At 27.5% G+C, this 13,199-nt stretch carries 20 protein-coding genes, 1 tRNA gene and 1 rRNA gene; 14 read left to right on the top strand and 8 right to left on the bottom strand.

The features are described 5' to 3' along the window. From ACTTAY_RS00235 to ACTTAY_RS00170, 14 genes are all read left to right on the top strand, one after another. A partial coding sequence (locus tag ACTTAY_RS00235) for a hypothetical protein (RefSeq protein WP_440671929.1) occupies positions 1-203 on the top strand: 203 nt, incomplete at its 5' end. Further along, positions 203-970 carry a 1-deoxy-D-xylulose-5-phosphate synthase N-terminal domain-containing protein gene (locus ACTTAY_RS00230; RefSeq protein WP_440671928.1) on the top strand — a complete coding sequence of 256 codons (768 nt, stop codon included), beginning with the start codon at positions 203-205 and terminating at the stop codon, positions 968-970. The genes ACTTAY_RS00235 and ACTTAY_RS00230, both read left to right, overlap by 1 nt. 4 nt (positions 971-974) lie before the next feature. Beyond that, complete coding sequence (locus ACTTAY_RS00225) at positions 975-1,856, top strand: hypothetical protein (protein WP_440671927.1); 882 nt, start codon at positions 975-977, stop codon at positions 1,854-1,856. Next, positions 1,853-2,869, top strand: coding sequence for an NAD-dependent epimerase/dehydratase family protein (locus ACTTAY_RS00220; RefSeq protein WP_440671926.1), 1,017 nt, complete (start codon positions 1,853-1,855; stop codon positions 2,867-2,869). The genes ACTTAY_RS00225 and ACTTAY_RS00220 overlap by 4 nt, the downstream gene beginning before the upstream one ends. After that, the gene (locus ACTTAY_RS00215; RefSeq protein ID WP_440671925.1) at positions 2,842-3,657 is read left to right on the top strand and encodes a glycosyltransferase; all 816 of its coding nucleotides are present in this window, start codon (positions 2,842-2,844) and stop codon (positions 3,655-3,657) included. Before ACTTAY_RS00220 ends, ACTTAY_RS00215 begins: the two co-directional genes overlap by 28 nt. A gap of 2 nt (positions 3,658-3,659) precedes the next feature. Next, entirely contained in the window at positions 3,660-4,187 is a 528-nt protein-coding gene (locus ACTTAY_RS00210; RefSeq protein WP_440671924.1) for a dTDP-4-dehydrorhamnose 3,5-epimerase family protein, read from the top strand. A gap of 17 nt (positions 4,188-4,204) precedes the next feature. After that, positions 4,205-5,008, top strand: coding sequence for an FkbM family methyltransferase (locus tag ACTTAY_RS00205; protein WP_440671923.1), 804 nt, complete (start codon positions 4,205-4,207; stop codon positions 5,006-5,008). A 196-nt stretch (positions 5,009-5,204) separates the two neighbouring features. Then, positions 5,205-5,319: ribosomal RNA gene (rrf, locus tag ACTTAY_RS00200) — 5S ribosomal RNA — on the top strand. A 15-nt stretch (positions 5,320-5,334) separates the two neighbouring features. Beyond that, entirely contained in the window at positions 5,335-5,460 is a 126-nt protein-coding gene (gene ykgO, locus ACTTAY_RS00195) for a type B 50S ribosomal protein L36 (RefSeq protein WP_008545413.1), read from the top strand. A gap of 4 nt (positions 5,461-5,464) precedes the next feature. Continuing rightward, the gene (locus ACTTAY_RS00190) at positions 5,465-5,575 is read left to right on the top strand and encodes an aa3-type cytochrome c oxidase subunit IV (protein WP_440671922.1); all 111 of its coding nucleotides are present in this window, start codon (positions 5,465-5,467) and stop codon (positions 5,573-5,575) included. A 14-nt stretch (positions 5,576-5,589) separates the two neighbouring features. After that, positions 5,590-6,678: an NAD(P) transhydrogenase subunit alpha gene (locus tag ACTTAY_RS00185; protein ID WP_440671921.1), complete on the top strand. Its 1,089-nt coding sequence runs from the start codon at positions 5,590-5,592 to the stop codon at positions 6,676-6,678. 4 nt (positions 6,679-6,682) lie between these two features. After that, a complete protein-coding gene (locus ACTTAY_RS00180; RefSeq protein WP_440671920.1) occupies positions 6,683-6,991 on the top strand; it encodes a proton-translocating transhydrogenase family protein in 309 nt (102 codons plus the stop codon). Positions 6,992-6,994: 3 nt separating this feature from the next. After that, positions 6,995-8,389 carry an NAD(P)(+) transhydrogenase (Re/Si-specific) subunit beta gene (locus tag ACTTAY_RS00175; protein WP_440671919.1) on the top strand — a complete coding sequence of 465 codons (1,395 nt, stop codon included), beginning with the start codon at positions 6,995-6,997 and terminating at the stop codon, positions 8,387-8,389. A gap of 5 nt (positions 8,390-8,394) precedes the next feature. Then, positions 8,395-9,093 (top strand): transaldolase family protein, encoded by a 699-nt coding sequence (locus tag ACTTAY_RS00170; protein ID WP_440671918.1) that lies wholly within the window; start codon positions 8,395-8,397, stop codon positions 9,091-9,093. A gap of 6 nt (positions 9,094-9,099) precedes the next feature. Here ACTTAY_RS00170 and ACTTAY_RS00165 read toward each other — a convergent pair. From ACTTAY_RS00165 to ACTTAY_RS00130, 8 genes are all read right to left on the bottom strand, one after another. After that, positions 9,100-9,176, bottom strand: a tRNA-Met gene (locus ACTTAY_RS00165). Positions 9,177-9,182: 6 nt separating this feature from the next. Next, the gene (rpsU, locus tag ACTTAY_RS00160) at positions 9,183-9,377 is read right to left on the bottom strand and encodes a 30S ribosomal protein S21 (RefSeq protein WP_075484443.1); all 195 of its coding nucleotides are present in this window, start codon (positions 9,375-9,377) and stop codon (positions 9,183-9,185) included. Positions 9,378-9,427: 50 nt separating this feature from the next. Beyond that, the gene (locus tag ACTTAY_RS00155; RefSeq protein ID WP_440671917.1) at positions 9,428-10,021 is read right to left on the bottom strand and encodes a cell cycle transcriptional regulator TrcR; all 594 of its coding nucleotides are present in this window, start codon (positions 10,019-10,021) and stop codon (positions 9,428-9,430) included. Then, a complete protein-coding gene (gene rpmE, locus ACTTAY_RS00150) occupies positions 10,022-10,252 on the bottom strand; it encodes a 50S ribosomal protein L31 (RefSeq protein ID WP_440671916.1) in 231 nt (76 codons plus the stop codon). It abuts the gene before it with no gap. A 35-nt stretch (positions 10,253-10,287) separates the two neighbouring features. After that, positions 10,288-11,028: an inositol monophosphatase family protein gene (locus tag ACTTAY_RS00145; protein WP_440671915.1), complete on the bottom strand. Its 741-nt coding sequence runs from the start codon at positions 11,026-11,028 to the stop codon at positions 10,288-10,290. 1 nt (position 11,029) lies between these two features. Beyond that, positions 11,030-11,590, bottom strand: a complete 561-nt coding sequence (gene efp / locus ACTTAY_RS00140; RefSeq protein WP_440671914.1) for an elongation factor P — start codon at positions 11,588-11,590, stop codon at positions 11,030-11,032. After that, complete coding sequence (gene thiE, locus ACTTAY_RS00135; RefSeq protein WP_440671913.1) at positions 11,587-12,201, bottom strand: thiamine phosphate synthase; 615 nt, start codon at positions 12,199-12,201, stop codon at positions 11,587-11,589. The genes efp and thiE overlap by 4 nt, the downstream gene beginning before the upstream one ends. Beyond that, positions 12,188-13,198, bottom strand: a complete 1,011-nt coding sequence (locus ACTTAY_RS00130) for a class I fructose-bisphosphate aldolase (RefSeq protein ID WP_440671912.1) — start codon at positions 13,196-13,198, stop codon at positions 12,188-12,190. The genes thiE and ACTTAY_RS00130 overlap by 14 nt, the downstream gene beginning before the upstream one ends. Position 13,199 lies beyond the last annotated feature (1 nt).

The raw sequence follows: 13,199 nt of genomic DNA, 5'->3' as shown, positions 1-13,199 counted from the left end.
TTATTGTTAATTCTTTTCTAGATCAAGTACCTATTACTCCAAAAAACTTTGCGATAAGTGAACTTGTTTTTGGATTGGTATCGGTTAACGTCGGATTTACTTTTGAATTCGGTGTAATAATAAAACTTATATTAAGATTGTTTTTCTTTATCAATTTAGTAACACTAACAGTTTTTTATAACTTAATTGACCTAAAAAAATAATGAACACTGAAATTGTTGCGTTAAAAAAAAAAATAATTGAAGTATCCTATAATTCTCAAGAAGGACACATACCTAGCTCTTTCTCAATATTAGACATAATTTATTGCTTGTTTAAAGGTGGGTATGTTTTAAGAAAAAAAAAATATTTAAATAATTTTATATTAAGTAAGGGACACGGCTGTTTAGCTTATTATGCAATGCTATTTTATTATAAAAAAATTAGTAAAAAGGTTTTTTTAAGTTTTTGTTCAAAAAATAGTGTTTTAGGTGGACATCCAGATATTAACAAAAGCAGATACATTACTGCATCTACAGGTTCTTTAGGACATGGATTACCAATTATCTCTGGCATGGCATTTGCAGATCAACTAAATAATTTAAAAAAAAAATATTATGTTATCCTAGGAGATCAAGAGTGTCTTGAAGGAACGACTTGGGAGTCAATGTTTATAATAAATAAATTTAATTTAAATAATTTGACTATAATCATTGATAGAAATTTTTCTAGAAATGAAGCTATCCCCCTTGGAAATTTAAAAAAAAAACTTTCAGGTTTTTCAAAAAATGTTCAAAGTATTAACGGCCACAATCATAATCAAATTTATAATGCATTAAGTAAGCCAAATAAATCATCATTTCCAAAAGTAATTATAGCAAAGACAATTAAAGGAAATGGATCAAAAATATTTCAACAAAATTCTTGGCATCATAGATTTCCAAATAGTCGTCAAGAATTAAATAATTTGTATCTAAGTATTAAAAATTAATTTTATGAGAAACTTATTGCCACAAATATTATATGAAAAAGTTAAAAAAAATAAAAATGTTATAATTTTATTAGGAGATATTGGAGTTTATGGATTTAGTAAAGTTTTTGGTAATTCAAAAAATCTTTATAATATGAGCACTTTAGAACAATCAATGATAGGGTTTGCATCAGGTTTGGCTATTAATAAAAAAGAAGTCTATGTTTATTCAATTGCTCCATTTGTAGTGGAAAGATGTTTTGAGCAAATTAAGCTTGATTTATGTTATCAAAAAATGAATGTTAATATTATTAGCTGTGGTGGGTCTTTAGAGTATAGCGAACTAGGCTGCACTCATCATTGCCCAGAGGATATTGCTATACTAAAAAAATTACCAAATATTGAGATTTTTTTTCCTGGAAACAACTATGAACTTGAAACATTACTTAAACAAAATAAATCGGGTCTTCCTTCTTACACAAGATTATCCAAAAATTTCCATAATTTAAAATTTAAAATTAAAAAAGGAAAATCAAACTGTTTAAAAAAATTAAAATCAAGTAAAACACTTTTAATTGTATTTGGTCCTTCTTTAAGATTTATAGAAAAAAATTTATCAAATCTAAATGTTAATATTTTATACTATAGTACAATTAAACCTTTTGATTCCAAAGCTTTGAATAATTTTAAACATGTAAAAAAAATAATATTATTACACGAAATGTATATTGGATCATTAGTTAGTGATATTTCTTTAAATTTTAATAAATCTGTAAAAATTATTGATTTTGGTTTACCAATTAAATTTTTCGATACTTATGGAAGCGAACAAGATCAATATAAAGAAATCAATTTTAGTAAAAAAAAAATTTTAAATAAAATAATGAAAGTAATTAAATTAAAATGAAGTTAAATCAAGCTAGTTTTCTTTTAGAACAAAATAAATATGTAATTAGTCATTTTAGAAAAAACCCATTAAAAAAATTTAAAAAAATATTAATTATTGGATCTAACGGATTGGTAGGTCTAAATATACTTAGCACATTAATAAATTTAAAAAAAAAATTTGATCTAAAGATATCAATATGTTGTGTAAGCAAATCTCATTTAGCTAAGAATATTATGAAAAATATTAGTGAAAAAAATATTAATTTTTTGAAATTAGATATTACGGAAAAGAAACTAAATCAAAGATTTGATTTAATATTTTTTTGTGCTGGCTATTCTTCTCCGTCCTCATTTATCAAAGATAAAAAAACATTATTTATTTCTTCAATTGGCTTAAATAATGCATATTATTCTTTAAAAAAAAAAGGTAAACTTATCTTTTTTAGCTCATCAGAAATATATAATGGTCTCAATAAAGACTTTGTTGAAACAAAATCTGGTAATACCAATTCTGATAATGATAGGGCATCATATATAAATGGAAAAAAATTTGGTGAGACATTATCACATAACAAAATAAATGATGGTTATTCTGTTCTTATCATAAGATTATCTTTAGCCTACGGTGCTGGACCTGGATTAACTGATAAACGTGTGTTGAATGATTTTATTTTAAAAGCTTTAAAAAAAAAAAATATAAGCATGCTTGATAGGGGTCAAAGTGTAAGAAAATATATTTTTATTGGAGACGTTATGATTTATATACTAAAATTATTGGCTAAAGATAAAACTGGTATTTATAATATTTGTGGAAATTCAAAAACAACAATTTTGAAACTAGCTAAAATTATATCTCAAAACACTAATGCCAGCTTATCATTGCCATCTAAAAACGTTTCGGTACCAGGTGCTCCAAAAACTGTAAATATAAGTTTTAAAAAATTAAAAAAAGTCTATAAGTTTGGATTAGTTAGTTTAAGTGATGGAGTAAAACAGACAATCAAATGGTACAAGCTTCTACTAAAACAATAAAAAAAAAATACCTTTTCAGTTTAATCACTCCAACATATAAAAGACTTAAAAACCTTAAAAAGTCATACAAACAACTTTTAAATCAAAAAAATAACAATTTATGTGAGTGGGTTTTGGTTGTAGAAAAAAAAGACTTATCAACCTTGAAATTTGCAGAAGAAATAAAAAAAAAAAAGAAAATTAAAATAAAAATTGTTCTTAATGAAAAAGGTTTTCAATCTGCTTTTAAGAATGGAGCAAAGGTAGCAAGTGGTGAGTATATTAGTTTTTTAGGAGATGATGATAAACTTGTAAAAAATATATTTAATATTTTAATTAAAAAAATTAAATTATTAAATCCAAATTGGATAATTGGCTATGGATCTTACATTGATAATAAAGGAAAAAAAATAAGAACTCTAGTAACCCAAATAAAAACTTTTATGCTTAAAAATTACAATAAAAATACGTTGCATTTAGTAGATTATATAATGACGCCATCATCATTTTGTAAAAGAAAATATTTAAAAAAAGTTGGTTATTTTAATAATATTCATTGGTATGGAAATGATTATGTGTGCTGGATTAGATTATCAAAAATAATTAAACCAATAATAATCAATAAAACATTATCTTTTGCGACTTACTCCAAATCCACTTATAGCGGTTCATTTGATTACAAAAGATATTTAAACCTATATTTTAATATTTCAAAAGAGACTGATAATCTGGCTATTAAATGTATGCAGTTTTTAATTCTAATTTATATTTTTACTCATAACTTAATTTTGAAAAAAATATTAAATTAAATATGTTTTCATTCAATTACAAAAAAGACAAAATTTTAAAAAATGTATTTATAATTAATAGCTCTTATTTCAAAGATCATCGAGGATACTTATATACACAATTTAATAATAAAATTAAAAAAAAAATTTTAAAAAAAAAATTTTCAAATATTGATGATAAATTTATAATTAGAAAAAAAAATTCTTTAACAGGAATTCATGGTGACAAAAAAACTTGGAAATTATTATGCTGTATATCAGGTAAAATCGAGTTAGTATTGGTAGACTGTAATAAAAAATCAAAAAAATTTGGAAAATATTCAAAATTTAAACTTTCAGAAAGTGACTTTACTAGTATTTTGATACCACCAAATGTGGGAAATTCATATCTTTGTTTATCAAAAAAAACAGTTGTCTTTTATAAACTTTTTTATAATGGAAAATATTTAGACAAAAATGATCAATTTACTTATAGTTGGAGAGATAAAAGATTTAATATAAATTGGACTAAAAAGAAAAATTTAATATTATCGAAAAGAGATAATTTATAACCAGACTAAGTTATTTAGTGAAACATTTTATTCAAAAACTATTGTGGTCCTTCGGATACGATTTATCAAGACTGAACGCAACAAATATAAAAATAAAAGAATTAATTCGAGAATTAAGACCTATTGAAGCAGAAGGTAAAAAATTAATAAGAATTGGTAAAAATACAGAAATTGATGGAAATTATTTATTGCCTGATGACCTAGAGGGAATTGAATACTGTTTTTCAATGGGAGTAGGAAAATCTTCTTCTTTTGAGCTACATTTAGCAGAGATGGGAATAAAATCTTTTATTGCAGACTACAGTGTTGAAAAACTACCTATCGAACATCCTAATCTTGTTTTTGAAAAAAAATTTATAAATTCTTATAGTTCAGATACCACAATAAGCTATTTAAATTGGAAAGATAAATATTTAAAAAATTATAATAATGATTTGATAATGCAAATGGATATAGAGGGTGATGAGTATAAAGTTTTTTTGGATATACCTCAAACAGAACTAAAAAAATTTAGAATTATTGTTGTTGAATTTCACTTCCTAACTAGGTTATTTGATTTACATAGTAACCAATTTATGTATTCGTGCTTTAAAAAAATTTTAGAAAACTTTTATGTTGTACATATTCATCCAAATAATCATTCTCCTATTTTAAAAAGAAATAATATTGAAATTCCGCACTATCTTGAAATAACTTTTTTAAGAAAAGACCGAGTTAAAAATTTCGTATATGCTAAAAAGTTTCCCCATCCCTTAGATGAGAAAAATTGTAAAAAAAAACCAGATATTGTATTACCAAAATCCTGGTATGAATTTTCATAATCTTAGATTTATTGATTTTAATTGAAAAAAAATGTTACCTCCTTGAAAATGAGAAAGGAACTAATTAATTCTACAAAGTCTATAAAATATTTAGAAAGATAAACTTAGAGGACTATACAAAAAATTTTATTAAAACCATTTAAAAAAAGCCTTTTTTCATGGTTTACAATATCTTTTAAAAAGGTATAAAGCTTTCGCCGGTAATTATTGCGAAAGTGTTATACCCGATCCCATTCCGAACTCGGAAGTCAAGCCTTTCAGCGCCGATGGTACTTTGTCTTAAGACATGGAAGAGTAGGACGTTGCCGGCATTACAACAATTAAATATGAAAATTAAAAGCTCATTAAAATCTATAAAAAAAAGAGATCTAAACTCTAAGCTAGTAAGAAGAAGAGGAAGAGTTTATGTCATTAACAAAACTAACCCAAAATTTAAAGCAAGACAAAAATAGTTTTATGGATAATGAAGACCATAAAAAGACTTGGAATAATTTTACTAAATTTGTTCTTTGGGGAACAATTGCTGTAATTATAGTTTTAATTTTAATGGCAATGTTTCTTTTGTAATAATATAAATTATTATGAATTTAGTTTCAATTTCTGAAAACCATATTACTGAGAAGCGAATAGCCATAACTCCAGAAATTGCAAAAAAATATATTAGTTTAGGATTTAATTTAACTTTGCCAAATAATTATGGAACTCACTTAGGGTTTAGTGATGAAGAATATAAAAATGAAGGTGTTAATTTTTTAGTTGATGAAAATGAAATAATTAAAAATTCTGAAATTGTTATTCAATTAGGATTGCCACAAGAAGAAAAACTATCATTATTTAAAGAAAACCAAAGTTTGGTTGGTTCATTGAATGCTTTTTTAAATAAAGAAAAATTAGAGAATTTAAAATCTAAGAAAATAAATTGCTTTTCATTAGAGCTGCTTCCAAGAATAACAAGGGCACAATCAATGGATATTCTATCATCACAAGCTAACCTAGCAGGTTACAAAGCAGTGGTGGAAGCTTTTCAAGTTTATGAGAAAGCAATTCCAATGATGATGACGGCAGCAGGAACTATTCCTGCAGCAAAAGTATTGGTTGTTGGAGCAGGAGTTGCAGGATTGCAAGCTATTGCAACTGCTAAAAGAATGGGGGCCGTTGTATTTGCTACTGATGTGAGAATGGCATCTAAAGAACAAGTTGAAAGTTTAGGAGGAAAATTTTTAACCGTTGAAGGATCTGAAAATTTAGAAACTGAAGGTGGCTATGCAAAAGAAGCCTCAGACGAATTTAAAAAGAAACAAGAAGAATTATTAACAGAAACATTAAAAAAAATTGATATAATAATTTGTACTGCTTTAATCCCAGGTAGAGAAGCTCCAAAAATAATTAAAGAGGAAATGTTCAAAAATTTAAAACCCAGTTCTGTCATTTATGATTTAGCAGCAGTTCAAGGAGGAAACACTGTTTTTACTGAAGTTGATAAAACTGTTGAAAAAAATGGTGTTAAAATTTTAGGAGATGCAAATATATTAAATAAGTTACCTGTATCAGCTTCTAATTTGTATGCAAAAAATGTATTTAATTTTATCTCTAATCTATATGATAAAGAAAATAAGAAACTAAATATTAATTTAGATGATGAAATAATAGATAAAACACTTATTAAATAGTATTATGGAAATAGATCCTTTTATATTCAGATTAAGTATATTTATATTATCAATATTTGTTGGGTATTATGTGGTATGGAGTGTAACGCCCTCCTTACATACACCATTAATGTCAGTTACGAATGCAATCTCTTCAGTAATTATCGTTGGTGCAATAATTGCAGCTTTATCTGGAAGTGATGGAGGAGTTTTTTCGTCATCTAGTATTTATGGATTTTTAGCGATCATATTAGCAGCTGTTAATATTTTTGGTGGATTTTTAGTCACTCAAAGAATGCTTGCCATGTATAAAAAAAAGAAAAAGGATAAATAATAAATGTCTGAAAATTTATCTGCAATTTTGTATTTGGTATCTGGTGTATTATTTATATTAGCTTTAAGAGGGTTGTCATCTCCTGAAACATCAAGACAAGGAAATTTATTTGGAATAATTGGAATGGTTATTGCTGTGACAGTTACATTTTTGTCTGTTGGTAATTTTAGTTCTGGATTTATTTATGTTCTAATATTTTTAGCTATTGGTGGCAGCATTGGTGTATTTATTGCTTATCGTATACCAATGACTGCAATGCCAGAATTAGTTGCAGGCTTTCATAGTTTAGTTGGTTTAGCTGCAGTATTTGTTGCAATTTCAGCATTTATTAACCCTGCAGCCTTTAATCTTGGAACACCAGGATATATTAAGCTTGCAAGCTTAATTGAAATGGCGATAGGAGCAGCTGTTGGTGCAATTACTTTTTCTGGATCCGTTATAGCATTCTTAAAATTGCAAGGAATAATGTCAGGTGCACCAATAACTTTTAAAGGTCAGCACTTATTAAACGCATTATTGTTATTATTGATTGTTATATTAACAATTTATCTTTGTTCAACGCAATCATCTAATTTGTTTTGGATATTAATTGCAGTTTCCTTTTTAATAGGATTTTTAATCATCATTCCTATAGGTGGTGCAGATATGCCAGTTGTAATCTCAATGTTGAATTCTTACTCTGGTTGGGCTGCAGCAGGAATAGGATTTACCTTAGAAAATTCGGCGCTTATCATAACAGGTGCGTTGGTGGGATCGTCTGGAGCCATACTTTCATATATTATGTGTAAAGGTATGAACAGATCATTCTTTAATGTAATATTAGGTGGTTTTGGTGCTAACGATCAAAACACAGGAGATCAAACCAAAGAACAGAGACCAGTAAAAAGTGGTAATGCTGATGACGCGGCTTTTTTAATGAAAAATGCTTCATCAGTTATAATTGTTCCAGGATATGGAATGGCAGTTGCGCAAGCTCAACATGCTCTTAGAGAAATGGTAGATACATTAAAGAAAAATGACATTAAGGTTTCATACGCTATTCATCCAGTAGCAGGACGAATGCCTGGACACATGAATGTATTGTTGGCAGAAGCGAATGTTCCATATGATGAAGTATTCGAATTAGAGGAGATTAATAACGATTTTGCAAATGCAGACGTGGCATTTGTAATTGGTGCAAATGACGTTACTAATCCTGTAGCAAAAACAGATCCACAAAGCCCAATTTATGGAATGCCAGTTTTAGATGTAGAAAAATGTAAGTCAGTATTGTTTGTTAAAAGAAGTTTATCCCCCGGATATGCAGGAATTGATAATGATTTATTTTATAAAGAAAATACATTGATGTTATTTGCAGATGCAAAAAAAATGACTGAAGATATTACAAAGAATTTATAGATTTAATGAATACAAAAATTTATTGTGATATTGCAGATTTATCTTCAATTAAAAAATTTAATAAGAAACAAAGTGTGAAAGGATTTACAACAAATCCAAGCTTAATGAGAAAAGCTGGAGCAAAAGATTACAAATTATACTCTAAACAAATACTAAAAGTTTGTAAAAGTAAACCAATTTCATTTGAAGTGTTTGCTGATGATCAAAAATCTATGATTGAGCAAGGAAAAGAAATAAATACTTGGGGCAAAAATGTTTACGTCAAAGTTCCAGTGGTTAATTCAAAAAATAAATTTTCAGGCCAAGTTATTAGAGAGCTAAATAGTAAAAATATAAAGCTGAATATAACAGCAGTATACACAGCCAAACAAACTTCAAAAATACTTAAAGTTATAAACAAACAAACAAAAGTAATTATTTCAATTTTTGCAGGAAGAGCAGGAGATACAGGTAAAGATCCAATTCCTGAATTTGAAAAAAGTATAAAATTGGCAAAGAAATTTAAAAATGTAGAGATCTTATGGGCTAGTGTGAGAGAACCTTATAATTATTTGCAAGCTAGACAATTGGGATGTCATATAATCACAATTCCACCAGCATTGATTGAAAAAATTGAAATGTTCGGTAAGTCTTTTAATCAGCTTACTGTTGAAACAGTTAAGGCATTTCTAATCGATAGCAAAAAATCTAATTTTAAATTATAACTAAATTGGTTGCGGGGGACGGATTTGAACCGCCGACCTTCAGGTTATGAGCCTGACGAGCTACCAGACTGCTCCACCCCGCGATATATTTAAATTCTATTCTTGAGCTTATTTAACTTTTTAACTCTTTTAATGTTTTCTTGAAGAATTCTTTTTTTCTTTTCAGAAGGTTTTTCGTAGGTATTTTTTAATTTAATAACTTTAAAGAAACCGTCTCTTTGCAGTTTTCTTTTTAATACTCTTAATGCTTGTTCAACATTATTATCTTTAACTTCTATTTTAATAACTACCTCCGAAAAAGTGGTTTGTTATCACTTTTATTAATTTATGTCTATTAGTTTTGTTCATTTGTGCTTGTTTTATTTACTTTATTTTGTTTTTCTTTTTCTTTTTTTTCTCTCTTAATTCTTCTTTCAGCTTTTTCTATTGCTTCTATCAGATCTTTTTGTGAAAATAAATTTAATGCAACCGGATCTTTTGGATTGAGATTATTGTAATTCCAGAAACTTTTATTTCTTATAGAAGTCACAGAATTTTTTGTAATTCCAACTAATTTGGCTATTTGTGAATCTTTCAAAATATTATGCTGTCTAATAAGCCACAAAGCAGAATCTGGTTTATCTTGTCTTTTTGAAAGAGGTATATATTTTTTTATTTTCTTTTCATCGTTTGAAATTTCAATATCACTACTTTTGATTTGTAGTGGTCTACTTTCATCTTTAGATGATAATTCTATTTCTTCTCTAGAAAGTTGTCCTGAAATTATTGGATTATAAGCTTTAATCCCTTTTGCAACTTCTCCATCTGCTATACCTTGTATCTCTACTTCGTGTAGTTTGCAGAAATCTGCAATCTGTTTAAATGTTAGAGTTGTATTTTCTACTAACCAAACGGCAGTAGCCATAGGCATTAGAGGTGCATTGGACATTTAATCTTTCTTTTCAGATTTGAAGTTTTGAAATTTTTTGTTAAATTTACTTATTCTACCTTTATCCATTAATTTCTGTTTTCCACCCGTCCAGGCAGCGTGTGATTTTGGATCAATTTCAAGTTTAAGTAAATCACCTTCGGCACCCCAAGTCGATTTTGTTTCAAATTGTGTTCCATCAGTCATTTCTACTTTAATAGTATGATAGTTTGGATGAATATTTTTTTTCATGCGGAGACTTATAGCAAAAGAATTTTTTAAAACAATTAAAAGTTAACTAATTTTTCAAGCATTTTATCGTTAATTGCACTACTTGAAGCTCTGATATCAATATTTTTTATATCAAATTTGTTAATTTCGTTAACTATTCCACCAGCTTCTTCTACCATTAAAGCACCAGCTGCCACATCCCAAATATTAATTTTATTATGAAAAAAACCATCAAGTCTTCCACAGGCCACATATGCGAGATCAAGTGCTGCACATCCACTACACCTCATATTTAGATCACTAAATTTTGTACCTTCATGGTTACTTGAAAATAAACAATCTTCTGTAGAATTTTTTTTTGACACTCTTAGTCTTTGATTATTTAGATATGCACCCTTGTTTGTTTCAGAAAAAAACATTTCATCTTTTATCGGATCAAAAATTAATCCACTTATAATTTTGTTTTTAGACATATGAGCAATACAAATAGCAAAGTGTGGAATACCGTGAAGAAAATTAGTTGTCCCATCTATTGGGTCTATAATCCAAAAATTTTCTTTATCTTTATTATTTATCTTACCTGTTTCTTCTGTGATATATGAATAATTTTTTTTGGATTTAGATAGCTCTTCTATTAAAATTTTTTCTACATTTTTATCAGTCTTAGTAACAAAATCGTAAGGGCCTTTTTTAGATACTTGTAATTTTTCTACTTCTCCAAAATCTCTTATTACAGCTTTAGATGCTTTTTCAGCAGCTTTAATCATTAAGTTAAGATTTGAGGATATTGATATCATTTCAAATCTTTTTTACGTACTCTAAATTGCGAGTATCAATAATGACTTCATCTCCTGCTTCTATAAATGGTGGAACTTGAATATTTAAACCATTATCTAGAGTTGCTGGTTTGTAAGAGGAAGATACTGTTTGACCTTTTAATGCCACATCAGTAATTTCTATCTTACATTGTACTTGATTTGGTAATTCAACTGAAATTGGATTTTCATTATAAAAACTTACAGATACCTCAAGATTTTCAGTTAATAATTTACCTTGTTCACCAATAATTTCTTTTTTAATTTCAATTTGCTCAAAAGTTTTTGGTTCCATAAAAAAATAATTAGTATCATCTTCATACATATAATTGTATTTATTTTCATCCAATGATGCTTTTTCTACTGTTTCGCTAGATCTAAATCTTTCATTTAGTTTGGTATTTTTACCAACACTTTTCATTTCTACTTGTGCGAATGCACCCCCTTTACCAGGTTTTACATGTTGTGTTTTTAGAACTTGCCAAAGATCATTTTTATATTCTAAAAGCATTCCAGCTCTAATTTCACTAGCATTTATTTTCATATTAAACTTTCTATAGCTTCTGTAGGTTTGTATTTTTTATTATTCCAAATGTAGCCTGAGATAGCTAAAAATTTTGCATTGTTCAATAAAAGTTTTTTATAGTTCTCATTTGTTATTCCACCAATAGCAACTATGGGAATATTTGATAATTCCTTTACTTTATTCAAAGTTTTTATATTAGCCCTGTATTTAACTTTCTTCGTTTTTGTTTGAAAAAAAGCACCAAATGCAATGTAGTTAGCCTTGTTTTTAATTGCCTCTTTTGCAAGTTTAATTGAGTTGTGACAAGTTATTCCAATAATTTTATTTCCAATTATTTTTTTGGCTACTTTAATATTCATATCTTTTTGCCCTAAATGACATCCATCAGCGTTTAATTTTTTTGCAAGAATTGGGTCATCATTAACAATAAATTTTACTCTATAATTCTTACATAATTGTCTAATTTTTTTTCCTATCAAAATTTTTTTCTTAAATGAGTATTTTTTAAATCTCATTTGAAAAAAACTTATTTTACCTGATTTTAATACTCTATTTAATATTTGGTAAAAATTCTTTGTTATTTTATTTGGAGATATAAGATAAATAAATTTTTTTTTATTTATTCTCAAGGTTGCTTGTCCATTTTCCTTGAGCAGCCAAAGTACACATTCTTGCTCTATGGTTAAACACATCCTGTGTTTCGCTGATTTTAGTAGTATCTTTAGACCAAAATTTAAGAGCACTCTGTTGCAATGCTCTACCATATGAATAGGTCATTATAAAATTTGTAGTATTATTTTTGCTAATTAAATTTAAATTTTCTGCTGCCTCTACTTCAGATTGGCCCCCTGACAAGAAAGCAATTCCTGGTACTTCAGTTGGTACTGAATTTTTAAGACATTCAAGTGTTTTATCTGAAACTTCTTCATTAGAGATTTTATTTTTTGAATTACTTCCAGCTAAAATCATATTTGGTTTTAAAATGATACCTGACAAATCAATTTTATGTAATATTAATTCTTCAAAACACTTTTTTATAACTTCTGTTGTCTTTTTTAAACATTCGTCTGCATCATGATCACCATCCATTAAAACTTCTGGCTCTATTATAGGAACCATTTCACATTCTTGAACTAACGCGGCGTATCTTGCAAGCGCATGAGCATTAGAATGAATTGCAAGTTTACTAGGATAGATATTGCTTATCGAATAAACACCTCTCCATTTTGTAAATCTTGCACCAAGCTCATAGTACTTTTTTAATCTTTCTCTTAGCCCGTCTAGCCCTTCTGTAATTTTTTCCTCTGGAGAGTTTGCTAAATTTTTTGTACCTGTATCTACTTTAATTCCAGGTACTGCTCCACTAGCAGAGATTAATTCAGGAATTGATTTACCTAGACTTGAAATTTGGTTTATTGTTTCATCGTATAAGATCACACCACCGATACAATCTTTCATGCTTTCTGAACTAAAAAGAGTTTCTCTAAAAGCGAGTCTGTTTTTTGGTGTAGACTCAATATTTACAGCCTCAAGTCTTTTCGTCATAGTTCCATTACTTTCATCTGCCGCAAGTATTCCTTTGCCATTTGAAAGTATTTGAAGAGCTATTTTATTTAGTTCAGACATA

Source organism: Candidatus Pelagibacter sp. HIMB1715 (assembly GCF_052047595.1).
Classification (GTDB): domain Bacteria; phylum Pseudomonadota; class Alphaproteobacteria; order Pelagibacterales; family Pelagibacteraceae; genus Pelagibacter.
This window is presented reverse-complemented; position numbering and strand designations above follow the sequence as displayed.

Excerpts from the sequence above, each read along its gene's own strand:
- ACTTAY_RS00230 (WP_440671928.1), top strand. The coding sequence starts at position 203 with ATGAACACTGAAATTGTTGCGTTAAAAAAAAAAATAATTGAAGTATCC.
- ACTTAY_RS00225 (WP_440671927.1), top strand. The coding sequence starts at position 975 with ATGAGAAACTTATTGCCACAAATATTATATGAAAAAGTTAAAAAAAAT.
- ACTTAY_RS00220 (WP_440671926.1), top strand. The coding sequence starts at position 1,853 with ATGAAGTTAAATCAAGCTAGTTTTCTTTTAGAACAAAATAAATATGTA.
- ACTTAY_RS00215 (WP_440671925.1), top strand. The coding sequence starts at position 2,842 with ATGGTACAAGCTTCTACTAAAACAATAAAAAAAAAATACCTTTTCAGT.
- ACTTAY_RS00210 (WP_440671924.1), top strand. The coding sequence starts at position 3,660 with ATGTTTTCATTCAATTACAAAAAAGACAAAATTTTAAAAAATGTATTT.
- ykgO (WP_008545413.1), top strand. The coding sequence starts at position 5,335 with ATGAAAATTAAAAGCTCATTAAAATCTATAAAAAAAAGAGATCTAAAC.
- ACTTAY_RS00190 (WP_440671922.1), top strand. The coding sequence starts at position 5,465 with ATGGATAATGAAGACCATAAAAAGACTTGGAATAATTTTACTAAATTT.
- ACTTAY_RS00185 (WP_440671921.1), top strand. The coding sequence starts at position 5,590 with ATGAATTTAGTTTCAATTTCTGAAAACCATATTACTGAGAAGCGAATA.
- ACTTAY_RS00180 (WP_440671920.1), top strand. The coding sequence starts at position 6,683 with ATGGAAATAGATCCTTTTATATTCAGATTAAGTATATTTATATTATCA.
- ACTTAY_RS00175 (WP_440671919.1), top strand. The coding sequence starts at position 6,995 with ATGTCTGAAAATTTATCTGCAATTTTGTATTTGGTATCTGGTGTATTA.
- ACTTAY_RS00170 (WP_440671918.1), top strand. The coding sequence starts at position 8,395 with ATGAATACAAAAATTTATTGTGATATTGCAGATTTATCTTCAATTAAA.
- ACTTAY_RS00155 (WP_440671917.1), bottom strand. The coding sequence starts at position 10,021 with ATGTCCAATGCACCTCTAATGCCTATGGCTACTGCCGTTTGGTTAGTA.
- rpmE (WP_440671916.1), bottom strand. The coding sequence starts at position 10,252 with ATGAAAAAAAATATTCATCCAAACTATCATACTATTAAAGTAGAAATG.
- ACTTAY_RS00145 (WP_440671915.1), bottom strand. The coding sequence starts at position 11,028 with ATGATATCAATATCCTCAAATCTTAACTTAATGATTAAAGCTGCTGAA.
- efp (WP_440671914.1), bottom strand. The coding sequence starts at position 11,590 with ATGAAAATAAATGCTAGTGAAATTAGAGCTGGAATGCTTTTAGAATAT.
- ACTTAY_RS00130 (WP_440671912.1), bottom strand. The coding sequence starts at position 13,198 with ATGTCTGAACTAAATAAAATAGCTCTTCAAATACTTTCAAATGGCAAA.